We start from the raw sequence: 21970 nt of genomic DNA, 5'->3' as shown, positions 1-21970 counted from the left end.
CCCCCTTACCAGCGCACCTTCACGCGCATGCCCCCCAGCTCTGGGCTGGTGTCGGTGCTGATCTGCAGCCGGTGAATGCGCGCGATGCGCTGCACGATGGACCATCCCAGGCCGCTGCCCGTCTGGCCTGTGCCCAGCACGCGAAAGAACCTTTCGCCCAGCCTTGCCTGTTGTTCCGGTGCCAGGCCGGGGCCACTGTCTTCCACGGTCAACTCCGTAAAGCCCTGGGCCTGGGCCACCTGCAGCCGCACCTGCGCGCCATCGGGGCTGTAGCGCACGGCGTTGTCCAGCAAATTGCGCAACAGCACACGGGCCAAGGGCTCGGGCAGCGGAATATGGAGGGCTGCGGGCAAAGGCTCGGTGATTGCCACTTCCTGCTGCCGGCGCTGTGCGGTCGGGCTGCATTCCGCCACCAGGGAGCGGATCACGTCTGCCAGCGGCGTGCTCTGGGCGTTACCCGTGGCTGGCTCTGCATCCAGCCGCGCCAGTTGCAGCAGCTGTTCCACCAGGCGTGTGGCGCGGTCGCAGCCTTGCACGGTGGCCTCCAGCGCGCGTGCGCGATCCTGCGAATCTGCCGCGCCCTGTGCCACCTGGGCTTGCATGCGAATCCCGGCGATGGGGGTGCGCAGTTCGTGGGCGGCATCGGCAGTGAACTGCTGTTCGGTGGCCAGCAGGCGGGCCGTGCGTTCAAACAAATCATTCAACGCAGTCACCAGCGGCAACACCTCGGGTGGCACACCCTGGGTGGGTAGCGGCTCCAGCGATTGGGGCTGGCGGGTGGCCACTGCGCGGCCCAACTGCTCCAGTGGGCGCACTGAGCCACGCACGGCCCACCAGATGCCCAGTGCCAGCAAAGGTAGGGCCCAGGCCAGCGGCTTGAGGATGCTGGTCAGGCTGGCCAGGATGATTTCTTCACGCACCGATTGCAGCTCGCCCACCAGAATGCGCACATCGCTTTCGCGCCCCTGGGTCACAAACACGCGCCATGCTTTGCCGTCCACGGTGCTGTCGGCAAAGCCCCGTTTGTGCCGTCGTGTCAGGGGCTCGTGCGGCGCACTGGCTGATCGGGCCAGCAGCTGCCCCTCGTGCCACAGCTGGAACACCACGCGGGGCTGGTGCTTGTCCAGTTCGGGCGCCTCGTTCAGGCGGTCTTCGTCCAGCTCGTCCAGCGGCTGCAGGCGCAGCAGGGCGGCGGCCTGGGCCAGGTGCGCGTCCAGCAGGTCGCTGACTTCGTCATCGGTCTCATGCCAGGCCAGCGCGGCCGCAATAGCCCAGGCCACGACCACCAGCGCCAGCACGGTCATCAGCAGCCGCGCTTGTAACGAGCGCGGCGTGCGCGCTGGTGTGGCCACGCTCATGCCTGCTCCCGCGGAATGCGGTAGCCCACGCCACGCACGGTTTCGATCAATCCGGCGCCCAGCTTGCGGCGCAGGTGGTAGATGTGCACTTCCACCGCATTGCTGTTGATCTCGCTGCCCCACTCGTACAGTCGTTGCTCCAGCTGTTCGCGGCTGAGCACGCGGCCCGCATTCAGCATCAGGGCGTGCAGCAGGTCGTATTCGCGGTTGGAGAGTTCCACAGGCTGGCCGTGGGCCAGCACCTGGTGTGCGGCCGGGTCCAGCACCACATCGCCAGCGGCCAGGCAGGTGTCGCTTTGCCCATGGGCGCGACGCACCAGCGCGCGCAGGCGGGCGGCCAGTTCGTGAAGGTCGATGGGTTTGATGAGGTAATCGTCGGCTCCGGCGTCCAGCCCTTCGATGCGGGCGGGCACGGCGTCGCGGGCGGTAAGCACCAGCACGGGCGTGGTGTTGCGGCGTGCCCGCGTTTGGCGCAGCACCTCCATGCCGTCCTGGCGGGGCAAGCCCAGGTCGAGCACTGCGGCCTGGTAGGCGCCGGTGGCCAGTTCCCGTTCTGCGGCCACGCCATCGCGCACCCAGTCCACCTGAAAGCCGTGCTGCGCCAAGCCCGCACGGATGCCAGAGCCCAGGAGTTCATCGTCTTCTGCCAGCAGGATGCGCATGGAGTGCCTTCAGTCAGTCGTCGTCATCGTCGTGATTCTCGCTCCAGCCCCAGCTGGTGGCGGCGGGTTGCACCGGAGCGTTGTTCCACTGCCAGGCCCAGAACCCCAGCACGCAGGCCAGAACCAGGGCGGCCAAGGCGCGGTGGTTGTGTTTGGCCAAGTCGGGGCCAGGGCCGGGCACACGGCCTGTCAGCATGGGCAGCGCCTGGTTCTTGCGGCGCAGCACGCTCAAAAGGGCGATCAGCCCCACATGCACCAGCACGACCATCAACATGGCGTTGCCGAAGAACTCGTGCACCTCTTCCAGCCATTCGCCACCCCATTCGTCCCACACGGCGTAGCCGCTGAGGGTGAGCGGGACGATGGGCACCAAAATCAGCCCCACGGCCAGTGCCATCAGCAGGTTTTGCCCGGGCCGCCAGGCGGCCTGCAGTGCCGATGGCGAGCGCACGGCGACCAGCGACTGCAACCAGGCGGGCAACCCCTGCAGCTTGCGCCACAGCACGGACAGGCGCACCTGCCGGGGGCCGAACAGACCCCACAGCACCCGTGCCACCAGCAGCCCCGCCAGGGTGTAGCCCAGCGTGACGTGCACCAGCCGCCAGCGTTCACCATCGGCGGTGATGTAGGCACCGGTGAAGCTCAGCGCCATCAGCCAGTGCAGCGTGCGTGTGGCGGCATCCACCACGCGGCGGGTGGCGGGGCGGGGTGTTGTGGCTGACGATGAAGCGGACGGGGCCGACCCGGGCGGTGCGGGTGGCGCGTTGTGGGGAAGGCTGTTGCTGGTCATGCGGGTGCTCACTTGGGAATGCGGACGCGGTCGTCGTCAAAGTCACCCTGGTCGGCCCGGGTGTGGCACGCCATACAGTTGGCGCGGCTGCCGATGGAAGCGCGCTTCCACACGGCGGGTTCGATGTCGCGGTGCTTGCGTTCAAACCATGCAGACTGGGTGATGCGATCTTGCGGAGGTGCCTCACGCACGCGCTTGTAGGTGCCGGCATGGGCTTCCAGCCACACGCTGATCTGCCGCACCATGGCGGGGTCCAGCGATGCGTCGGTGCCGTAGTGCTGGTCCAGACCTTTCATCATTCGGCTCCAGGAGCTGGCGGGCAGCATGCCGGGCGGGTAGGCCATGTGGCAGCCCGCACATTCCTGCTTGTAGGCGGGCAGCATGCTGGACTCAGGCATCTGGCGGCTGTCGGCCCACGCTGCAGGCAGGGCGCAGGCCAGGGCCAGCAAGGCTGCTGGCAGGCGGGCGGCATATATCCAGCTTGTGCGGGTGGGTGTGAGGGTGGTTGTGAGGGTGGCGTGGGTCATGGCGTGCTCTTGCTGGGTTGGGCGGCTGCAGTTTTGGCGTCGAGCTTCAGCAGCCAGGCCAGCACGTCAGCCTTCTCAGCCGCCGTGCATTCGCGCTTGAGCACGTCGTTGCAGTTGCGACGGAACCATTTGTCGACCTTGGCCGTTTCGGTGAAGCGCTCGGGGTTGAACGCAGGTGCCAGCGGCGCAATGGTCTTGCCGGTACTGGCGTGGCGCGCAGGCGTGGTGGGCGGGTTACCGTGGCACGACGCACACGACCATTCACCACCGTGGCGGCTGTTGAAGAAAATGCGCCCCCGTTCGGCACTGACCGCAGTGCCAGAAGCATCGCTGAAGCGCTGCATTTGCAAGGCGGCCGTGGTGTCGCCAGCGTGTGCCAGGGGTGCCAACGCAGCCAGCAACAGAGGGGCTGCGATGCGTGCGAAGAGGGGGCGGTGTGCTGTTGTCATGCCGCTATGGTGCGGCGCGGGCATGAAGAATGGCTTAACAACCCGTTCATGCGGCGTTCAGCTTGGCCCCACGGCTGTTTGGCGTGGTTGATGCCGAAAGTGGCTCTAGCGCCCGTGTGGTAAGCGCTGCATGCTATGAAATTTGATGTGATTTGGCGATAGCTCATCGCCGCAAGGCAGAGCGGTCCGCTGTTTGCGGCAGCACATCCAGCACAGCCATATAAAAAGCCTGCAGGCCGTGAGACCTGCAGGCTTTGGGCTAGGGCACCGTGGAATGCCCGCCAGGCAATTACATGCCCATGCCGCCCATACCACCCATGTCAGGCATGCCGCCGGCAGGAGCGTCGTCCTTTGGAGCCTCAGCCACCATGGCTTCGGTCGTCAGCAGCAGCGATGCCACGGAAGCGGCGTTCTGCAGAGCTGTACGGGTCACCTTGGTGGGGTCCAGGATACCCATTTCGATCATGTCGCCGTAGGTGTCGTTGGCAGCGTTGAAGCCGTAGTTGCCCTTGCCGTTCAGCACGGCGTTCACCACCACCGATGGCTCGCCACCAGCGTTGTAAACGATCTCGCGCAGAGGGGCTTCGATAGCCTTCAGGATCAGCTTCACGCCGGCGTCTTGGTCAGGGTTGTCGCCCTTGATCTCGCCAGCCGCTTGGCGTGCGCGCAGCAGAGCCACGCCACCACCGGCCACGATGCCTTCTTCCACAGCAGCGCGGGTAGCGTGCAGGGCGTCTTCCACGCGGGCCTTCTTTTCCTTCATTTCGACTTCGGTCGCAGCGCCGACCTTGATCACTGCCACGCCGCCAGCCAGCTTGGCCACGCGCTCTTGCAGCTTTTCACGGTCGTAGTCGCTGGTCGCTTCTTCGATCTGGATGCGGATTTGCTTCACGCGGGCTTCGATGTCGGCAGCGGCACCAGCTCCGTCGATGATGATGGTGTTTTCCTTGCCCACTTCGATGCGCTTGGCTTGGCCCAGGTCGGCCAGAGTCACCTTCTCCAGGCTCAGGCCCACTTCTTCAGCGATGACCTTGCCGCCCGTCAGGATGGCGATGTCTTCCAGCATGGCCTTGCGACGGTCGCCGAAGCCAGGAGCCTTCACAGCCACAACCTTCAGGATGCCGCGGATGGTGTTCACCACCAGCGTAGCCAGGGCTTCGCCTTCGACGTCTTCGGCAATGATCAGCAGGGGACGGCCAGCCTTGGCAACTTGCTCGAGCGTGGGCAGCAGGTCACGGATGTTGCTGATCTTCTTGTCGTACAGCAGCACGAAGGGGTTGTCCAGCAGGGCAGCTTGCTTTTCTGGGTTGTTGATGAAGTAGGGCGACAGGTAGCCGCGGTCAAACTGCATGCCTTCCACAACGTCGAGCTCGTTGTTCAGGGACTTGCCGTCTTCCACGGTGATCACGCCTTCCTTGCCGACCTTGTCCATGGCGTCAGCAATGATCTGGCCGATGGAAGCGTCAGAGTTGGCGGAGATCGAACCCACCTGGGCGATTTCCTTGGAAGTGGTGGTGGGCTTGGAAGCCTTCTTCAGCTCTTCCACCAGGGCTGTGACAGCCTTGTCGATGCCGCGCTTCAGGTCCATGGGGTTCAGGCCAGCGGCCACGTACTTGGAGCCTTCGCGCACGATGGCTTGGGCCAGCACGGTAGCGGTGGTGGTGCCGTCACCAGCGTTGTCGCTGGTCTTGGAAGCCACTTCCTTCACGAGCTGGGCGCCCATGTTTTGCAGCTTGTCCTTCAGTTCGATTTCCTTGGCCACGGACACACCGTCCTTGGTCACGGTGGGGGCGCCGAACGAGCGCTCCAGCACCACGTTGCGGCCCTTGGGGCCCAGCGTGACCTTGACCGCGTTGGCCAGGATGTTCACGCCTTCAACCATGCGTGCGCGGGCTTCGCCGCCGAAAACTACGTCTTTTGCTGCCATTTTGGAGCTCCTGAAAAATATGATTCAAATTGGCCTCTAGCGCTTATCCAGTAAGCGCTAGTAGCTATGAAAAAGATAGTAAATGGACCGCAGTGAATTACTTTTCAACGACAGCGAACAGGTCGTCTTCCTTCATCACCAGCAGCTCGTCGCCGTTGACCTTGACGGTCTGGCCCGAGTACTTGCCGAACAGAACGCGGTCGCCGACCTTGACGCTCATCGCGCCCAGTTCGCCCTTGTCGTTCTTCTTGCCAGGGCCCACGGCCAACACTTCACCTTGATCGGGCTTTTCGGCGGCGTTGTCAGGGATCACGATGCCGGAGGCCGTCGTGGTTTCACTTTCAATACGCTTGACGATCACGCGATCGTGCAGAGGGCGAAGGTTCATTGCATTGCTCCTGTTTTCAGTAAAAAAAGCTGATGGATTCAATCAGCCCCGGCCATCCGGGGCCACCAAACTGCCAGCAGGGAGTGCGGTGTTAGCACTCGTCTGCGGTGAGTGCTAATGATACGGGCATTTGTGGCCATTTCAAGACACCCCCCCAGAACATGGGGGAAGAAGGCTGCTCCTCTCCGGTTCCGCCCGCGCCCGTCAGGTCGTGCCGCCCAGCATCTGATCCAGGTTCTGCACCGCCGCCCCCGAGGCGCCCTTGCCCAGGTTGTCAAACACGGCGGTCAGCAACACCTGACCGTGGCGGGCGTTGCTGAACACCCCCAGTCGCAGCCGGTTGGTGCCGTTCAGGGCCTGTGGGTCCAGGTGCTCGGCCGCTTCGGTGGCGGCGGGGGGCATCACCTCGACAAAGGTTGCGTCGGCATAGTGCTGCTGCAGGCAGGCGTGCAGGTGTTCGCCTTGCGTGCCCGGCGCGAGCTGCCGCAGATGCAGCCCGATGGTCAGCACGATGCCCTGGCGGAAGGCTCCGTACGAGGGCAGAAAAAACGGCCGCTGTGACAGCCCGGCGTGCTGCGCGATTTCGGGCGTGTGTTTGTGTTCCAGCGGCAGCCCATAGACCTGGAAGGCGGGCGCATGGGCTGCCTCGGGGCCTTCGTGCGCTTGCACGCGGGCGCGCCCACCGCCGGAGTAGCCAGACACCGCATGGATGTTGAGTGCATGGTCGCCAGGCAACAAGCCGGCCTGCACCAGGGGCCGCAGCAGGGCGATTGCGCCTGTGGGGTAGCAGCCGGGGTTGCTGACGCGCTGCGCGCTGGCAATGCGCGCGGCCTGCGCCGCATCCATCTCCGGAAAGCCGTAAACCCATTGCGCGTCCGCGCGGTGGGCCGAGCTGGCGTCGATCACGCGAACGGCGGGGTTGTGGATGGCGGCGACTGCTTCGCGGGCGGCAGCGTCGGGCAGGCACAGGACGGCGAAGTCGCAGTTGTTGATGGCTTCGGCGCGTGGGGTTCTTGCGGTCGGCTTCGGGCAGTGTCAGCACCTGCAGGTCGGTGCGGTTGTGCAGGCGCTGGTCGCCTTTCCCATGGCCTCGGTGCGCGGGGTGACGGTGATGCCCTGGCGGCGCGACCCGGTGATGGCATTCGTCCCTTCGGCCTGGGCGGCGCCCCGCAGGGTTACCCCCCAGTGGCTGGCGGGGCAGCCGTTGATCCTGAATGACGACGGCACCAGCCTGTCGCGCCTGACGAGCGAATGGCTGGCCCTGGCGGGCGAGCAACCCAAGGCGCGCATTCAGCTCAACTACGACGATGCCATCAAGAGCCTGGTGGCTACGGGCTATGGGGCCATGCTGCTGCCGCACGAGGCCTCCACTGCCACGCCGCTGGACCCGCGTATCCGCATGCTGCCGGTGCAGCCCAGGCTGTGGCGCCCCCTGGGCATTGCCCACCGCGCGGGCCCGGTAGAGCGCGCCACCCAGCATGTGTTGGATGTACTGTGGCAGCAGAAGCAGGTGTGACGCGAAGCGCAACCGGCATTGCGCGGCCCCAGGCGGCTGCCATCGCTCAGGCCGCGTCGTCCCCGATGAGCAACCGGGTGTCAGACACGTAGCGGTGCGGCGGTACCTCCAGGTTGGTGGGCGCGGGCTTGTTCTTGAAGACGCGGCCCGCCAGGTCGAAGGTGGAGCCGTGGCAGGGGCAAAAGAAACCACCCTGCCATTGGTCGCCCACGCTGGGGTTGCTGGTGCCTGCAGGCACGGCGGTGGGGGAGCAGCCGAGGTGCGTGCAGATCCCCACCGTGACAAACACCTCTGGGCGGATGGAGCGTTGCGGGTTGCGGGCGTACTCGGGTTGCTGGTCCTTGCGCGAGGCCGGGTCGGCCAGTGCGGCGTCCTGCTGGGGCAGGGCGGCCAGCATCTCGGGCGTGCGCCGCATGATCCACACGGGCTTGCCGCGCCATTCCACCGTCTTCACGCCGCCGGGCGGCAGGTCGCTGATGTCCACCTCCACACCGGCGCCCATGACCCGCGCGCGTTCGCTGGGGGCCAGGCTGGACACCAGGGGCACGGCAACCCCTGCTGCCGCCACGCAGCCCGTGGCCGCCGTCAGCAGCACCAGCTGCCGACGCTCTGCGGAGGGATCGCCGTCGGTGCCTGGAAGGGAGCCATGGGGAGTAGCGGGGTGGAGGGTCATGGGGTGCTTTCAGAGAGAGGCAGGACTGGCCGTGGCGCCGATAGGGGGGCTCGGCGGGGTGACAACCACCGCCCGCAACGCTGCGGGCGGCAATGCTTTATCGCAAACGACGTGCCATCACCCGCAAGACCGGCCTGCCATGGCACGTACTGCATGAAAAGCCTGTGAATTCAACAGGTTGCGCGCGCTATATCGGGTGGGCGGGCGCGCGGCAGGCCCGGCCCCAGCCGGATGGACTGCCATTCCGTCTGCCAAATTCGCTGCCAACTGCCATTCATTGCAGTCCGCATGGCATAGATCAAAGGCCTGTCGGCAAAACCGGTGCACCGTCAGGGCCTTTGCCTGTACCGAGGTTTTTTGCCATGCCCCGTCTTCCCGCGCCGCCCGCCGAACTGGTGTCCTTTCTGGAGGGCCTGCCCGATCCGCACATCCTGCTGGACGACCGCTATCGCATCCTGGCGGCCAATGGCGCCTATCGCCGCCAGTTCGGTGCAGCGGGCGGTACGGATGGCGGTGCCGAGGGCAGCGTGGTGGGGCGCACCTGCCATGCCGTGTCCCACCATGCCAGCGTGCCTTGTGACCAGGCGGGCGAGTCCTGCCCACTCGCGCAGGCGCGCGCCTCGGGGCAACGCGAACGCGTGCTGCATGTGCACCACACCGCCCAGGGCGAGGAATATGTACAGATTGAGCTGGCGCCGGTGGCGGGTGCGGACGGCACCACAGGGTTCTTTGTCGAAAAGATGGTGCCTTTGCCGGTGGCGGCGCAGCCGGTGCCGTCGGCGCAGGGGCTCATCGGGCGTTCGCCCGCGTTCCAGAAGATGTTGGGGCTGGTGGCGCGGGTGGCACCATCGCCGGCTGCGGTGTTGCTGCTGGGCGAGTCGGGCACGGGCAAGGAGCTGGTGGCCCATGCCGTGCACCAGGGCAGCCTGCGCGCGCGGCGGGCGCTGGTGCCCGTGGACTGCTCCAGCCTGCCCGAGGCGCTGTTCGAGTCCGAGCTGTTCGGGCATGAGAAAGGGGCGTTCACCGGCGCGGCCCAGGCCCGGCCGGGGCTGGTGGAGGCGGCCGACGGCGGCACGCTGTTTCTGGACGAGGTGGGCGACATCCCCCTGCCGCTGCAGGTCAAGCTGCTGCGCCTGCTGGAAACCGGCACCTACCGCCGCGTGGGCAGCACCGAGCTGCGGCACGCCGACCTGCGTGTGGTGTCGGCCACGCACCGTAACCTGCCGCACATGGTGGCTGCAGGGCATTTTCGCGAAGACTTGTATTACCGCCTGAGCACTTTTCCCATCCACATGCCACCACTGCGCGAACGCCAGGGCGACATCGCCCTGCTGGCATGTTCGCTGCTGGAGCGTGTGGCGCCCCCGCCCCGGGCGCTGCAGCTGTCTGGCGCTGCGCTGGCCTTACTGGAGACCCGCCCTTACCCCGGCAATGTGCGCGAACTGCGCAACCTGCTGGAGCGCACCGCCTTGCTGTGCGATGGCGACACCATCGGCGCGGAGCATGTGCAGCAAGCGCTTGCCTGCGGCCTGCCGCCGCTCGCGCGTGCGGTGGAGGAGGGGGCAGGGGAGCCGCGTGCATCGGCGGCGTTGGCCGAGTTGTCACGCCAGCGGCGCTTGTTGGACGACGAGGCCCTGCAACAGGCTCTGGCAGCCCACCAGGGCAGCCGTGCGGCGCTGGCGCGGCAGCTGGGCATCAGCGAGCGATCGCTGTACCGGCGGCTGAAAGCCTTGGGCGCATGACGCCCATATGTGAAGAAATCGGCCCCAGGCGCATACGTTGATTGCGCCAACAGCTATTGTTTATATAGCGTCTGGTGTGCCATGCCTGCTTACACCACTGCATCGGGCGCCAGCGCGCTCAGCACCATGCGCACGATCAGCTCTTCGGCCTTTTCGTAGTCGCGCTCGGTCAGGGCGGGCTTGCCCAGCAGCAGGGCGAACTGGGCCTCCTGCTCGGCATACGCCTGGGTGACCGACCAGATGATGAACATCAGGTGCGTGAAGTTGACCTTGGCAATGCGGCCCTCGCGCGCCCAGCGCTCGAAGGTGCGCACCTCGGTCTTGAGCAGCGGCGCCACCCGTTCGGTGATGGCCGTGCCATACCGTGGTGCACCCGTAATCACCTCTTTGGTGAACACCTTGGCGCCCTGGGGGCGCGTGCGCGAGTAGTGCAGCTTGGCGCGGATGTAACGCCGCAGCGCTTGCTGCGGGTCGTCGCTGTGTGACAGGTCTTCCATGCCCGCCAGCCACTGGGTGAGCACATCGTCCAGCACCCGCTGGTACAGCGCTTCCTTGCTCGGGAAGTAATACAGCAGGTTGTGTCGGCTGATGCCGATGGCGGCGGCAATGCTCTCCAGCGATGCGCCCTCGAAGCCGAACTGCGCAAAGTGGTTCTCGGCTTCGGTGAGGATGCCCTGCTCCTTGGCCAGGCGCGAGGCCTTGGGCGCGCGGGGCACCACGTTGTTGCCAGGGGCGGTGCGCGGCACCTTGGGGGGGCGGGGGGCGGAGGGAGCTGGGGGCGTGCGGGAGGCGGCGGCAGTCATTGCACCATTGTGGAACAAGCCAGGGCCCAAAAACTGGCAAATCGCTGGCGTGGGGCTGGCACGCGGTTTGCTGTAGGGATTTTACCAATTGGTAAATTTTTACGGGTTGGTAAATTGACCCACAACGCAGGGCACCGCCGCACCAAAGCAGCGGGCACCTGCACCCCACAGCGAGGACCACGATGAAACCTCCGAAGTTTGCGGGCACCAGCATTCACGCTGGTGCCGCATTGGTTGGCGCCACTGGCTGGCGCTCCAACGCTGCGCGGCGTGCGCTTGCACGCCCCATGGGCGCCCAGACCCCCACCCTCACCCTCTCGGAGGAAACCTGATGGACACACCCGCAAGCCGTGCCTGCGGCATTCATGCCGCACGCCTGAACCTGGCCGACTACGCCGTGAACTTCAGCGACGCACACCCGCCGCTCACCCGCCCGCAGGCGCTGATCGAGGCCGAGCGCTGCTATTACTGCCACGACGCCCCCTGCGCCACGGCCTGCCCCACGGGCATCGACATCCCGTCGTTCATCCACCGCATTGCGCAGGACAACAACCGGGGCGCCGCCCGCGCCATCCTGGAGGCCAACCCGCTCGGCGGCATGTGCGCCCGCGTGTGCCCCACCGAGGTGCTGTGCGAGCAGGCCTGCGTGCGCAACACCAACGAGGACAAGCCGGTGGAGATCGGTTCGTTGCAGCGTTATGCGACTGACGCATTTTTTGAAAAGCCCGGTGCACCCCTGTTCCAGCGCGCAGCCGCCACCGGTAAGCGCGTGGCCGTGGTGGGCGCCGGGCCTGCGGGCCTGGCCTGCGCACATGGCCTGGCCGTGCGCGGGCATGACGTGGTGCTGTTCGAGGCGCGCCCCAAGCTCGGCGGCCTCAATGAATATGGCCTGGCCAGCTACAAGACCACCAACAACTTCGCGCAGAAGGAAGTGGAGTGGCTGTTGTCCATCGGCGGCATTGAAGTGCGTACCGGCCAGCAACTGGGCCGTGACATCACGCTCGACAGCCTGCTGGACGCCTACGACGCCGTGTTCCTGGGGCTGGGCCTGCAGGGCGTTAACGCGTTGGGTGTGGCCGAGCCCACAGCCACCGGCCTGCGCAATGCGGTGGACTTCATCGCCGAGCTGCGCCAGAGCGCCGACCTTTCCACCCTGCCGGTGGGCCGCCGCGTGGTGGTGATTGGCGGCGGCATGACGGCGGTGGATGCCGCCGTGCAGTCGCGCAAGCTGGGGGCCGAAGAAGTGACCATCGTCTACCGCCGGGGCGCCGAGGCCATGTCGGCATCGGCGGTGGAGCAGCAATGGGCGCAGACGAACGGCGTGACCATCCGCCACTGGGCTGCTCCCAAGGAGGTGCTGAGCGAGGGCGGAGCAGTGAAGGGTGTGCGCTTCGCCGCCACGGCGCTGAGCGGCGGCAAGCTGGTGGAAACCGACGAGACCTTCACGCTCGATGCCGACATGGTGCTCAAGGCCATCGGCCAGACCTTTGTGGCCGAGCCCGTGGGCAGTCGCATTGCGCTGGAGGGCGGGCGCATTGCCACCGATGCCGAGGGCCAGACCAGCCTGCCGCGTGTGTGGGCCGGTGGCGACTGCCGCGTGGGCGGCCGCGACCTCACGGTGGAGGCGGTGGAGCACGGCAAGGTCGCCGCTGTCTCCATCCACGCCGCATTGATGGCTTGAACCCCTTCACCCCAGTTTTCACGGGAGCACCCCATGGCAGACATTCGCAGCAATTTCCTGGGCATCCAAAGCCCCAACCCCTTCTGGCTGGCCTCCGCACCACCCACCGACAAAGAGATCAACGTCACTCGCGCCTTCGAGGCGGGCTGGGGCGGCGTGGTGTGGAAGACGCTGGGCGAAGACCCACCAGTGGTCAACGTCAACGGCCCGCGCTATTCCACGCTGATGTCGCAAGACCGCCGCGTGATCGGCCTTAACAACATTGAGCTGATCACCGACCGGCCGCTGCACACCAACCTCGAAGAGATCCGCCGCGTCAAGCGCAACTGGCCGGACCGGGCCATGATCGTCTCGCTGATGGTGCCCTGCGTGGAAGAGAGCTGGAAGAACATCCTGCCGCTGGTGGAAGACACCGGCGCCGACGGCATCGAACTCAACTTTGGCTGCCCACACGGCATGAGCGAGCGCGGCATGGGCGCGGCTGTGGGCCAGGTGCCTGAATACATCCAGATGGTCACGGCCTGGTGCAAGCACTACAGCAAGCTGCCCGTGATCGTGAAGCTCACGCCCAACATCACCGATGTGCGCCACCCAGCGCGCGCGGCCAAGGCGGGCGGGGCCGATGCCGTGTCGCTCATCAACACCATCAACTCCATCATGGGCGTGGACCTGGACCGCATGGTGATGAGCCCGAGCACCGACGGCTGGGGCTCGCATGGTGGCTACTGCGGCCCGGCCGTCAAGCCCATTGCGCTCAACATGGTGGCCGAGATTGCACGCGACGCACAGACCGCCGGTCTGCCCATCAGCGGCATTGGCGGCATCACCACCTGGCGCGACGCGGCCGAGTACATCGCGCTAGGCTGCGGGACGGTGCAGGTGTGCACGGCCGCCATGGTCTATGGCTTCAAGATCGTGCAGGACATGTGTGATGGGCTGTCCAACTTCATGGACGAGCACGGCTACGCCACGCTCGACGACTTCAAGGGCCAGGCCGTGCCCACGGTGAAGGACTGGAAGAACCTCAACCTCAACCACATCGAAAAAGCCGTCATCAATCAGGATGCGTGCATCCAGTGCGGCCGCTGCCATGTGGTGTGCGAAGACACCTCGCACCAGGCCATCACCTTCACCAAGGAAGGCGGCGTGCGCAAGTTCGAGATCAACGAGGCCGAGTGCGTGGGCTGCAACCTGTGCGTGTCGATCTGTCCCGTGCCCGAGTGCATCACCATGCGCGCGCTGGAGCCCGGCGAGGTGGACGTGCGCACGGGCAAGAAGGTGACGGGCGAATACGCCAACTGGACCACGCACCCCAACAACCCGCAGCGCGTGTCTGCTGCCGCTTGATAGGTGCCCCCGCGTGCGTGTGCCACAGACCCCGCAAGGCGTTGCGGCAGCACCCGTTGTGGTGCCGATTTGCAACGCATGCTGCACTGCATCTGGTGCAGTTCTTGCGTGATCTCTAGCATCGCTCGCTTCCCTTTGCCCGCCATCTGCCAGCGTGAGGGCGCTGGAATAGACAGCGGGTTGTGTGCAACCCCAACGACGTCTTTGACAGGAGTACAGGCATGACCAACAGTACCGGCAGCGCGGCCCATGTGGCGGGGCTGATGCCCGGCGATGCATCCAACACGCTCGCCAATGAAGATCTGCTCCCCACCACCGCCGCGCAGCGACACTGGACGTGGAAGGACTTTGCCGCACTCTGGGTGGGCATGGTCGTGTGTGTGCCCACCTACACCATGGCCAGCTCCATGCTGGACCAGGGCTTTACCTGGCAGATGGCGGTGTGGCTGGTGTTTCTGGCCAACTGCATCGTGCTGGTGCCCATGGTGCTCATCGGGCGCGTGGGGCCCCGGTACGGCGTGCCGTTCCCGGTGCTGGCGCGGGCATCGTTTGGCGTGAAAGGCGCCAACCTGCCCGCTGTGCTGCGCGGGCTGGTGGCCTGTGGCTGGTTCTCCATCAACTGCTACTTTGGCGCGCTGGCGCTGCATGGGTTTCTCAACATCCTGGGTATGAATCTGGCGGGACCGGCCGATGGGCAGACCATCAGCACCTCGCAGTTCATGTGCTTTCTGGCGTTCTGGGCGGTGCACATCTGGTTCATCTGGAAGGGCCCGGAGTCCATCCGCATGCTGGAGGTGATTGCGGCGCCGCTGATGATCATTGCGTCCATCGCGCTGGTGGTGGTGCTGGTGATGAAGGTGCCCTCGGGCCAGCTCTTCAACCTGCCCGCCAAGGTGGTCGAGGGTGGCCCCAAGACCTGGGCGGCGCTCACGGGCCTGGTGGGCTTCTGGGCCACGCTGGCGCTCAACATTCCGGACTTCACCCGCTTTGCCAAATCGCAGAAGGACCAGGTAGTGGGCCAGGCCATCGGCCTGCCCATTCCCATGGCGCTGTTCTCCATGGTGGGCGTGATCGGTTTCTCGGCCTCGGCCATCCTGTATGGCAAGGCGCAGCTGTTTCCCGATGGTCTGCTCACCCAGATGGGCAGTGTGGCTGCCGGCCTGGGTCTGCTGGTGATCTTGCTGGCCAACCTCACGACCAACGTGGCCGCCAACCTGGTGTCGCCGTCGTATGACTTCAGCCAGTGCGCGCCGTCCAAGATCAGCTTCCGCATGGGCGGCCTGATCGCTGCAGGCATCGGCCTGCTGTTCATGCCCTGGAAGCTGCTGGCCACATCGGGCGGCTACCTGTTCACCTGGCTGGGTGGCTACGGCACGCTGCTGGGCGCCATCGCGGGCATTCTGCTGGTGGACTACTACCTGGTGCGCAAGAGCGAGCTGAAGGTGGACGACCTGTACCGCCGTGGCGGTGAATACGAGTACAGCAACGGCTGGAACTTGCAGGCCCTGATTGCGTTTGCACTGGGCGTGCTGCCCTGCCTGCCCGGCTACCTGGCAGTGTCGGGTGTGGTGGACAAGGCGGGCATGCCTGCCATCTGGCTGTCGTTGTTCGACTCGGGCTGGTTCTTCAGCCTGGCGGTGGCCGGCACCTACTACTACCTGACGGCCAAGAAGAAGTGATGCCCCGGACCCTGCCTGGGTCTGGTGCCAGTGCAGGGTCCCTTTCTTTGAATTGATCTGTATCCCTGAAGGAGACCCCCATGAGCCAAGCCCTTGTGATCCGCGGTGGCACCGTGGTCAACGCCGACCGTGAACAGCGCGCCGATGTGTTGTGCGTCGATGGCCGCATCGTGGCCGTGGGGGAGGATGCCGCGGCCCAGGCCCCTGCGGGTGCAGAGACGCTGGACGCCAGCGGCCAGTATGTGTTGCCCGGTGGCATTGACCCGCACACGCACATGCAATTGCCGTTCATGGGCACCGTCACCATGGACGACTTCTTCACTGGTACCGCCGCCGCGCTGGCGGGCGGCACCACGAGCATCATCGACTTCGTGATCCCCGACCCGCAGGAGCCGCTGATGGACGCTTACCGCAAGTGGCGCGGCTGGGCCGAAAAGTCTGCGGCCGACTATTCTTTCCACGTCGCCGTCACCTGGTGGAGCGAGCAGGTGCGCGCCGACATGGGTACGTTGGTGCAGCAGGAGGGGGTGAACAGCTTCAAGCACTTCATGGCCTACAAGAACGCCATCATGTGCGACGACGAAACCCTGGTGAACAGCTTCAAGCGCGCGCTCGAACTCGGCGCCATGCCCACGGTGCACGCCGAGAACGGTGAGCTGGTGTACCTGCTGCAGCAGGAGGTCGCCAAGATGGGCATCACCGGCCCCGAGGGTCACCCGCTTTCGCGCCCCCCCATGGTCGAGGCCGAGGCCGCCAACCGCGCCATCGCCATTGCCGACGTGCTGGGCGTGCCCATCTACGTGGTGCATGTGAGCTGCATGGAGTCGGCCGACGCGATTGCCCGCGCCCGCGCACGCGGCCAGCGCGTGTACGGCGAGGTGCTGGCCGGCCACCTGCTGGTGGACGACAGCGTGTACCGCGACCCCGACTTTACCAAGGCCGCCGCCTATGTGATGAGCCCGCCCTTCCGCCCCAAGGGCCACCAGGAGGCGCTGTGGCGCGGCCTGCAGTCGGGCCAGCTGCACACCACGGCCACGGACCACTGCACCTTCTGCGCCGCCCAAAAGGCCATGGGCAAGGAGAACTTCGCCAAGATTCCCAACGGCACCGGCGGCGTGGAAGAGCGCATGGCCGCGCTGTGGGATGGCGGTGTGAACACGGGGCGCCTCACGCCCAGCGAGTTCGTGGCCATTACCTCGGCCAACGCGGCCAAGCTGTTCAACATTTACCCCCGCAAGGGCTACATCGGCGAAGGCGCCGATGCCGACCTGGTGCTGTGGGACCCGCAAGGCACCAAGACCTTCTCGGCCAAGACCCAGTTCAGCAAGGGCGACTTCAATATCTTTGAAGGCCGCACCGTGCGCGGCATCCCCAGCCACACCGTCAGCCAGGGCCGCGTGGTGTTTGCCAACGGCGACCTGCGCGCCGAGCAGGGCAAAGGCCGCTACATCAAGCGCCCCGCTTTTGGCGCCAACTTCCAGGCCGTGCAAAAGCGCGCGCAGGACCTGGCACCTACGGCGGTGGCCCGCTGACCGCTGCAACGCATCCGGAGAACACCATGGACACCAAAGTCAAACCCAACATCGAAAACCTGCGCATCAACGGCCAGCGCCTGTGGGACTCGCTCATGGAGCTGGCGCAGATCGGCGCCACGCCAAAAGGCGGCGTGTGCCGCCTGACCCTCACCGACCTGGACAAGCAGGGCCGCGACCTCGTCACCCGCTGGGCACGCGGTGCGGGCATGACGGTCACCATCGACAAAATCGGCAACGGCTTCATGCGCCGCCCCGGCCGCAACAACAGCCTGCCACCCATCATGACCGGCAGCCACATCGACACCCAGCCCACAGGCGGCAAGTTCGACGGCAACTACGGCGTGCTCGCGGGCATCGAGGTGGTGCGCACCTTGAACGACCACGGCATCGAAACCGAAGCCCCCATCGAAGTCGCTTTCTGGACCAACGAAGAAGGCAGCCGCTTCGTGCCCGTCATGATGGGCTCCGGCGTCTTTGCCAAAGCCTTCACGCTGGAGCATGCCTACGCAGCCACCGACACCGAGGGCAAGACGGTGAAGGGCGAGCTCGAACGCATCGGCTACATCGGCGACCAGGAACCCGGCGACCACCCCATCGGCGCGTACTTTGAAACCCACATCGAACAAGGCCCCGTGCTGGAAGACAACGACAAGACCATCGGCGTGGTCAGCGGCGTGCTCGGCATCCGCTGGTTTGACTGCACCGTGACCGGCATGGAAGCCCACGCAGGCCCCACCCCCATGGCCCTGCGCAAGGACGCGATGCTGGCCGCCACACGCATCATGCAAGACGTGGTGGCAGCAGCCCACCGCCACCCACCGCATGGCCGGGGCACCGTGGGCATGGTGCAGGTGTTCCCCAACAGCCGCAACGTGATTCCAGGCCGGGTCAAGTTCAGCATCGACCTGCGCAACAGCACCGACGCGCTGGTGGACGCCATGGCCGCCGAGGTCAAGGCCTTTGCCGACCAGGTGGCCAAGGAGCATGGCGTGCAGGTGCACATTGAGATGGTGTCCAGCTACCCTGCGCAACTGTTCCAGCCCGAATGCGTGGAGGCCGTGGGCCGCGCCGCCGCCAAGCTGGGCTACAGCCACATGCCTGCCGTCTCGGGTGCCGGGCACGACGCCGTCTACATGGCCAAGCTGGCGCCCAGCGGCATGATCTTCATCCCCTGCAAGGACGGCATCAGCCACAACGAGATCGAGGATGCGAAACCCGAGCACATCGAGGCGGGATGCAACGTGCTGCTGCATGCCATGCTGGAGCGTGCAGGGCTTGGTGCTATTTAAACAATAGCTGTCGGCGCTTTAGGGAAAAGCGCTAGAGGCTGTTTTTGCTTGAAGTCTGGCTGCACGTTGTCAGTGCAGCTCCGTCAGCCCCAGAAAGTGGTCCAGCATGTGGAAGTGGTCTTCAAAGAACTCTTCTTCCATGCCTGCCAGCTGGTCGATGCGTGTCCACTGCACCAGCGCCGCATCGTCGTCGGCCTGCACCACCGGGAAGGGCGCATCGCCCAGGTCGAAGTAGTGCGCATGCGTGATGGTGCGCCCGCGCTGGCTGCGGTCAGGGTGGTCGAACACGGCCACCGACTGCAGCGCGTCGCGCATGGTGGCCTCGGGCAGGTGGCAGTGGGTTTCTTCCACCAGCTCGCGCAGGCAGGACTGCCACACGGTTTCGCGCTGCTCGATGAAGCCGCCGGGCACGGCCAGTTGGCCCTTGCCGGGCGCGTGGGCACGGCGAATCAGCAGCACATGGTCCTGGCAGCGCAGCACGGCGTCCACCGTCACAAACACCGGCGGGTAGGGCGCCGCGGCCCAGGCGTCGCGGTAGCCGCGCAGCATGCGCCATTCTTCCTGCAGAGCGGGATAGTGCTCGGTGTGGGCGAACTGCTGCAGCGTGGCGATGGTGCTGGCGGGAATCTCCGCTGACCAGGGAGCTAGGGCTTGGCCCACGGTGTCGGGTGTGGCGCTGAAATACGCGTCGCGGATGGTGGTGGCGTCCATCTGGCCCTGGCGGGGCAGGTCGATGAGGGTCCAGCCCGGGAAGGCGCGCAGGTAGCTGCTGGTGGCGTCTTTGAAGTGGCCCACCAGCGCGATGCGCGCACCGGGCGGCGTGTGTTGCGCCACGCCTGCCTGCACCGCTTGCACCCAAACGGCTTCGTTGTAATAGTCGCGCACTGGCAGCACCCGTACGCGGGCGCGGTCTGGCGCTGGCAGTGCTTCGCGCAGCATGGCCTCGCGCTCTTGCCAAGTAAAGGGGTTTTTGGGGGAGCGGGGCTGCCAGGCGGAGCCTACCACCACGATGACCTGAGGGGCCTGGCGCAGGGCCTCTTGCAGCAGAGCAAGGTGGCCACTGTGCACGGGTTCAAAGCGGCCGATCAGAAGGGCGGTATCGTGCATGGGTCTCCAGCATTTTTATAAAAAGAGCCTCGCGCGCTTGATTTATGAGCGCAAGCAGCTATGTTTTTTATAGTGATTTTACCGGGTGACTACGGGCCGCCTCTTCGCGACTGCAGGCGGGGCGTGGCGCCAGGCGCATACGCATCGGTGCGATGCGTACGTTGCACCAACGCCGCAGGCCTGCAATGCGCGTTCACTCCGCCGTCGTGCAGTCTTCGGGCTGCACGGCCAATTCGGCTTTGGCAGTGTCGTATTCGTTCAGGTAGTCGCGTGCCAATGCGCTTTTTTGAGCGTCGGTCAGCAGCTTGCCTGCCATCTGAAAAAAGCGCTGCTCCTCTTCACGCAGGTGGTGCTCCACTTTTTCTGTCAACTTGCGCGCCAGAGGCAACCAGGCGGGGCTGGATGCTTCGGTGGTCTCCAGCGCTTCCACCAGTTCATCGATCTGGTGGTGCTCTGCAATCGCGTGGCGTGACAGGTCGATGCCTGCATCATGCTGCATGAGCGGGATGTAGAAGTGCCGATCTTCCGCCAGCGCATGGACTGCCAATTCGCCCTTGAGGGCCTGGAACAGGGTGTGCCGCTCGGCCGTGTCGCCATGGGTCTTGAGCAGCAGGGCGGACAGATGCCGCTGAACGGTGTGGCTTTGGCGCAAGGCCTCAAAGATGTTCATGTGCTGCATCACTTGATCGCCCGGCTGACGGCACCAGCGGCCTTGAAGGCCAGGACCACAAAAATCAAGGTCAGGATCAGAAACACGACGAACAGAACCTTGGCAATGCCTGCCGCTCCGGCCGCTACCCCGGTGAAGCCCAGGGCGCCTGCGATCAGTGAAATCAGTGCAAAGATGATGGCGTACTTCAGCATGGCGTTCTCCTCGTTCTGGGGCCGCGACGCGCAGCCCGTTGGGTAGCACGATAGGGGAATGGGCATTGGGGTGCTGTAGGCGCAGCCGGTGAGCAGATGTAGGAGGCGAGGGCGATATGCCCATGCGGACAGGGCCAAAAATCCAAAGAAAAAGGGGCCTGGAGGCCCCTGGTTTTGTTGCTTGCAGCCAGGCCCATGCGCCTAGCTGCGGCGGGCTTACAGCCCCGCAGCAGCGCGCAGCGCAGCTGCCTTGTCCGTACTTTGGTCTACGTTCACATCGCTGGCGCGATATGAACTTCGCCCGAAGACCGATACCGCGCTGTCAGCGCGGCGGGCTTACAGCCCGGCTGCTGCGCGCAGCGCAGCAGCTTTATCGGTCTTCTCCCAAGTGAACTCGGGTTCTTCGCGGCCGAAGTGGCCGTAGGCGGCGGTCTTGCTGTAGATGGGGCGCAGCAGGTCCAGCATCTGGATGATGCCCTTGGGGCGCAGGTCGAAGTGGGCTTCCACCAGCTTGGCGATTTCGTGGTCGGGGATCACGCCAGTGCCTTCGGTGTACACGGTGATGTTCATCGGGCGTGCCACGCCAATCGCATACGCCACCTGGATCTGGCACTGGCGTGCCAGGCCGCCAGCCACGATGTTCTTGGCCACGTAGCGGGCTGCATAGGCGGCAGAGCGGTCTACCTTGCTGGGGTCCTTGCCGCTGAATGCGCCGCCGCCGTGGGGGCATGCACCGCCGTAGGTGTCCACAATGATCTTGCGGCCCGTGAGGCCACAGTCACCCTGCGGACCGCCGATGACGAAACGGCCTGTGGGGTTGATCAGGTACTTGGTGTCCTGCAGCCATTCCTTGGGCAGCACCGGTTTGATGATTTCTTCGATGCAAGCCTCGTAGAAGCTGGCCTTCATCTTGGTGGCGGTTTCCGACTGGTCGGGGCTGTGCTGGGTGGAGAGCACCACGGTGTCGATGCTGTGGGGCTTGCCATCCACATAGCGCATCGTGATCTGGCTCTTGGCGTCAGGGCGCAGGAAGGGCAGGCGGCCGTCCTTGCGCAGCTGGGCTTGGCGCTCGACCACGCGGTGGGCGTAGTAGATGGGCGCGGGCATCAGCTCGGGCGTTTCGTCGCAGGCGTAGCCAAACATCAGGCCCTGGTCTCCCGCGCCGATGTTCAGGTGGTCGTCGGAGGCATGGTCCACGCCCTGGGCGATGTCGTTGGATTGCTTGTCGTAGGCGACCAGCACCGCGCAGCCACGATAGTCGATGCCGTATTCGGTGTTGTCGTAACCAATGCGCTTGATGGTGTCGCGTGCGACCTGGATGTAGTCCACATGGGCGTTGGTGGTGATCTCACCGGCCAGCACCACGAGGCCGGTGTTGGTCAGCGTTTCGGCGGCCACACGGCTCTTGGGGTCCTGTTCGAAGATTGCGTCGAGGATCGCGTCAGAGATCTGGTCTGCCACCTTGTCGGGGTGGCCTTCAGAGACGGATTCCGAGGTAAAAAGAAAGTCGTTCGCCATTTGAATAAACTCCTGTGTTCCGGCATTTTGGGCGTCGCCCGCAGCCTAGGTAGCTTTGGCGAACGCTTTAGCAGATTTTTTTTACGTCGCCCTGCAAGTTGCTCATTTAACTCAG

The 21970-nt window shown here is 65.4% G+C and carries 20 protein-coding genes and 2 pseudogenes; 8 read left to right on the top strand and 14 right to left on the bottom strand.

From position 1 onward, the window contains the following. Nucleotides 1-5: 5 nt before the first annotated feature. From IHV84_RS15075 to argC, 8 genes and pseudogenes are all read right to left on the bottom strand, one after another. A complete protein-coding gene (locus tag IHV84_RS15075) occupies nt 6-1358 on the bottom strand; it encodes an ATP-binding protein (protein WP_198847463.1) in 1353 nt (450 codons plus the stop codon). Then, complete coding sequence (locus tag IHV84_RS15070; protein ID WP_066696793.1) at nt 1355-2020, bottom strand: winged helix-turn-helix domain-containing protein; 666 nt, start codon at nt 2018-2020, stop codon at nt 1355-1357. The genes IHV84_RS15075 and IHV84_RS15070 overlap by 4 nt, the downstream gene beginning before the upstream one ends. A gap of 13 nt (nt 2021-2033) precedes the next feature. Next, complete coding sequence (locus tag IHV84_RS15065) at nt 2034-2810, bottom strand: cytochrome b/b6 domain-containing protein (RefSeq protein WP_198847462.1); 777 nt, start codon at nt 2808-2810, stop codon at nt 2034-2036. An 8-nt stretch (nt 2811-2818) separates the two neighbouring features. After that, nucleotides 2819-3337, bottom strand: a complete 519-nt coding sequence (locus tag IHV84_RS15060) for a diheme cytochrome c (RefSeq protein ID WP_198847461.1) — start codon at nt 3335-3337, stop codon at nt 2819-2821. Then, on the bottom strand, nt 3334-3786 hold the full coding sequence (locus IHV84_RS15055; protein WP_370541295.1) for a DUF1924 domain-containing protein: 453 nt from the start codon (nt 3784-3786) through the stop codon (nt 3334-3336). Before IHV84_RS15055 ends, IHV84_RS15060 begins: the two co-directional genes overlap by 4 nt. Nucleotides 3787-4075: 289 nt before the next feature. After that, nucleotides 4076-5713: a chaperonin GroEL gene (gene groL, locus IHV84_RS15050; RefSeq protein WP_066695232.1), complete on the bottom strand. Its 1638-nt coding sequence runs from the start codon at nt 5711-5713 to the stop codon at nt 4076-4078. A gap of 97 nt (nt 5714-5810) precedes the next feature. Continuing rightward, entirely contained in the window at nt 5811-6101 is a 291-nt protein-coding gene (locus IHV84_RS15045) for a co-chaperone GroES (RefSeq protein ID WP_198847459.1), read from the bottom strand. A 204-nt stretch (nt 6102-6305) separates the two neighbouring features. Then, nucleotides 6306-7173, bottom strand: a pseudogene (gene argC, locus IHV84_RS15040) (N-acetyl-gamma-glutamyl-phosphate reductase); the annotation flags it as partial. Here argC and IHV84_RS15035 point away from each other — a divergent pair. After that, nucleotides 7168-7617: pseudogene (locus tag IHV84_RS15035) on the top strand (LysR family transcriptional regulator substrate-binding protein); the annotation flags it as partial. The pseudogenes argC and IHV84_RS15035 overlap by 6 nt on opposite strands. Nucleotides 7618-7663: 46 nt before the next feature. Here the strand turns inward: IHV84_RS15035 and petA are convergent. Then, the gene (gene petA, locus IHV84_RS15030; protein WP_198847458.1) at nt 7664-8290 is read right to left on the bottom strand and encodes a ubiquinol-cytochrome c reductase iron-sulfur subunit; all 627 of its coding nucleotides are present in this window, start codon (nt 8288-8290) and stop codon (nt 7664-7666) included. A gap of 362 nt (nt 8291-8652) precedes the next feature. Between petA and IHV84_RS15025 the strand changes: the two genes are divergently transcribed. After that, nucleotides 8653-10032 (top strand): sigma-54-dependent Fis family transcriptional regulator, encoded by a 1380-nt coding sequence (locus tag IHV84_RS15025; RefSeq protein ID WP_198847457.1) that lies wholly within the window; start codon nt 8653-8655, stop codon nt 10030-10032. An 89-nt stretch (nt 10033-10121) separates the two neighbouring features. Here IHV84_RS15025 and IHV84_RS15020 read toward each other — a convergent pair whose 3' ends face one another. Next, complete coding sequence (locus IHV84_RS15020; protein WP_233100044.1) at nt 10122-10835, bottom strand: TetR/AcrR family transcriptional regulator; 714 nt, start codon at nt 10833-10835, stop codon at nt 10122-10124. Nucleotides 10836-11017: 182 nt separating this feature from the next. On the opposite strand from IHV84_RS15020, the gene IHV84_RS15015 reads away from it, so the two are divergent. The 6 genes from IHV84_RS15015 (at nt 11018) to IHV84_RS14990 (ending at nt 18366) form a co-directional block, all read left to right on the top strand. After that, nucleotides 11018-11167, top strand: a complete 150-nt coding sequence (locus IHV84_RS15015) for a hypothetical protein (RefSeq protein ID WP_158276436.1) — start codon at nt 11018-11020, stop codon at nt 11165-11167. Beyond that, a complete protein-coding gene (locus IHV84_RS15010; protein WP_198847456.1) occupies nt 11167-12516 on the top strand; it encodes an NAD(P)-dependent oxidoreductase in 1350 nt (449 codons plus the stop codon). The genes IHV84_RS15015 and IHV84_RS15010 overlap by 1 nt, the downstream gene beginning before the upstream one ends. Before the next feature lie 33 nt (nt 12517-12549). After that, the gene (preA, locus tag IHV84_RS15005; protein ID WP_198847455.1) at nt 12550-13863 is read left to right on the top strand and encodes an NAD-dependent dihydropyrimidine dehydrogenase subunit PreA; all 1314 of its coding nucleotides are present in this window, start codon (nt 12550-12552) and stop codon (nt 13861-13863) included. Nucleotides 13864-14084: 221 nt separating this feature from the next. Next, entirely contained in the window at nt 14085-15542 is a 1458-nt protein-coding gene (locus IHV84_RS15000; protein WP_198847454.1) for an NCS1 family nucleobase:cation symporter-1, read from the top strand. A gap of 80 nt (nt 15543-15622) precedes the next feature. Continuing rightward, nucleotides 15623-17074, top strand: a complete 1452-nt coding sequence (hydA, locus tag IHV84_RS14995) for a dihydropyrimidinase (protein ID WP_198847453.1) — start codon at nt 15623-15625, stop codon at nt 17072-17074. Between the two features lie 26 nt (nt 17075-17100). After that, the gene (locus IHV84_RS14990) at nt 17101-18366 is read left to right on the top strand and encodes a Zn-dependent hydrolase (RefSeq protein ID WP_198847452.1); all 1266 of its coding nucleotides are present in this window, start codon (nt 17101-17103) and stop codon (nt 18364-18366) included. 69 nt (nt 18367-18435) lie between these two features. Here the strand turns inward: IHV84_RS14990 and IHV84_RS14985 are convergent, their stop codons facing one another. From IHV84_RS14985 to metK, 4 genes are all read right to left on the bottom strand, one after another. Next, nucleotides 18436-19473 carry a bifunctional nicotinamide-nucleotide adenylyltransferase/Nudix hydroxylase gene (locus IHV84_RS14985; protein WP_198847451.1) on the bottom strand — a complete coding sequence of 346 codons (1038 nt, stop codon included), beginning with the start codon at nt 19471-19473 and terminating at the stop codon, nt 18436-18438. 193 nt (nt 19474-19666) lie between these two features. Beyond that, on the bottom strand, nt 19667-20143 hold the full coding sequence (locus IHV84_RS14980; protein ID WP_198847450.1) for a hemerythrin domain-containing protein: 477 nt from the start codon (nt 20141-20143) through the stop codon (nt 19667-19669). 8 nt (nt 20144-20151) lie between these two features. Next, nucleotides 20152-20337 (bottom strand): DUF1328 domain-containing protein, encoded by a 186-nt coding sequence (locus IHV84_RS14975; RefSeq protein ID WP_198847449.1) that lies wholly within the window; start codon nt 20335-20337, stop codon nt 20152-20154. Between the two features lie 336 nt (nt 20338-20673). Next, nucleotides 20674-21855 carry a methionine adenosyltransferase gene (gene metK / locus IHV84_RS14970; RefSeq protein ID WP_198847448.1) on the bottom strand — a complete coding sequence of 394 codons (1182 nt, stop codon included), beginning with the start codon at nt 21853-21855 and terminating at the stop codon, nt 20674-20676. Between the last annotated feature and the right edge of the window lie 115 nt (nt 21856-21970).

The sequence above is a fragment of the Acidovorax sp. IB03 genome (assembly GCF_016406015.1).
In the GTDB taxonomy this organism is placed as follows: Bacteria; Pseudomonadota; Gammaproteobacteria; order Burkholderiales; family Burkholderiaceae_C; genus Acidovorax; species Acidovorax temperans.
Note: the sequence above shows the minus strand (reverse complement) of the source record. Positions and strands in the feature narration are given on the sequence as shown.

Bases quoted from the DNA above. Each gene is read 5' to 3' on its own strand.
- IHV84_RS15075 (WP_198847463.1), bottom strand. From the start codon at position 1,358: ATGAGCGTGGCCACACCAGCGCGCACGCCGCGCTCGTTACAAGCGCGG.
- IHV84_RS15070 (WP_066696793.1), bottom strand. From the start codon at position 2,020: ATGCGCATCCTGCTGGCAGAAGACGATGAACTCCTGGGCTCTGGCATC.
- IHV84_RS15065 (WP_198847462.1), bottom strand. From the start codon at position 2,810: ATGACCAGCAACAGCCTTCCCCACAACGCGCCACCCGCACCGCCCGGG.
- IHV84_RS15060 (WP_198847461.1), bottom strand. From the start codon at position 3,337: ATGACCCACGCCACCCTCACAACCACCCTCACACCCACCCGCACAAGC.
- IHV84_RS15055 (WP_370541295.1), bottom strand. From the start codon at position 3,786: ATGACAACAGCACACCGCCCCCTCTTCGCACGCATCGCAGCCCCTCTG.
- groL (WP_066695232.1), bottom strand. From the start codon at position 5,713: ATGGCAGCAAAAGACGTAGTTTTCGGCGGCGAAGCCCGCGCACGCATG.
- IHV84_RS15045 (WP_198847459.1), bottom strand. From the start codon at position 6,101: ATGAACCTTCGCCCTCTGCACGATCGCGTGATCGTCAAGCGTATTGAA.
- petA (WP_198847458.1), bottom strand. From the start codon at position 8,290: ATGACCCTCCACCCCGCTACTCCCCATGGCTCCCTTCCAGGCACCGAC.
- IHV84_RS15025 (WP_198847457.1), top strand. From the start codon at position 8,653: ATGCCCCGTCTTCCCGCGCCGCCCGCCGAACTGGTGTCCTTTCTGGAG.
- IHV84_RS15020 (WP_233100044.1), bottom strand. From the start codon at position 10,835: ATGACTGCCGCCGCCTCCCGCACGCCCCCAGCTCCCTCCGCCCCCCGC.
- IHV84_RS15015 (WP_158276436.1), top strand. From the start codon at position 11,018: ATGAAACCTCCGAAGTTTGCGGGCACCAGCATTCACGCTGGTGCCGCA.
- IHV84_RS15010 (WP_198847456.1), top strand. From the start codon at position 11,167: ATGGACACACCCGCAAGCCGTGCCTGCGGCATTCATGCCGCACGCCTG.
- preA (WP_198847455.1), top strand. From the start codon at position 12,550: ATGGCAGACATTCGCAGCAATTTCCTGGGCATCCAAAGCCCCAACCCC.
- IHV84_RS15000 (WP_198847454.1), top strand. From the start codon at position 14,085: ATGACCAACAGTACCGGCAGCGCGGCCCATGTGGCGGGGCTGATGCCC.
- hydA (WP_198847453.1), top strand. From the start codon at position 15,623: ATGAGCCAAGCCCTTGTGATCCGCGGTGGCACCGTGGTCAACGCCGAC.
- IHV84_RS14990 (WP_198847452.1), top strand. From the start codon at position 17,101: ATGGACACCAAAGTCAAACCCAACATCGAAAACCTGCGCATCAACGGC.
- IHV84_RS14985 (WP_198847451.1), bottom strand. From the start codon at position 19,473: ATGCACGATACCGCCCTTCTGATCGGCCGCTTTGAACCCGTGCACAGT.
- IHV84_RS14980 (WP_198847450.1), bottom strand. From the start codon at position 20,143: ATGAACATCTTTGAGGCCTTGCGCCAAAGCCACACCGTTCAGCGGCAT.
- IHV84_RS14975 (WP_198847449.1), bottom strand. From the start codon at position 20,337: ATGCTGAAGTACGCCATCATCTTTGCACTGATTTCACTGATCGCAGGC.
- metK (WP_198847448.1), bottom strand. From the start codon at position 21,855: ATGGCGAACGACTTTCTTTTTACCTCGGAATCCGTCTCTGAAGGCCAC.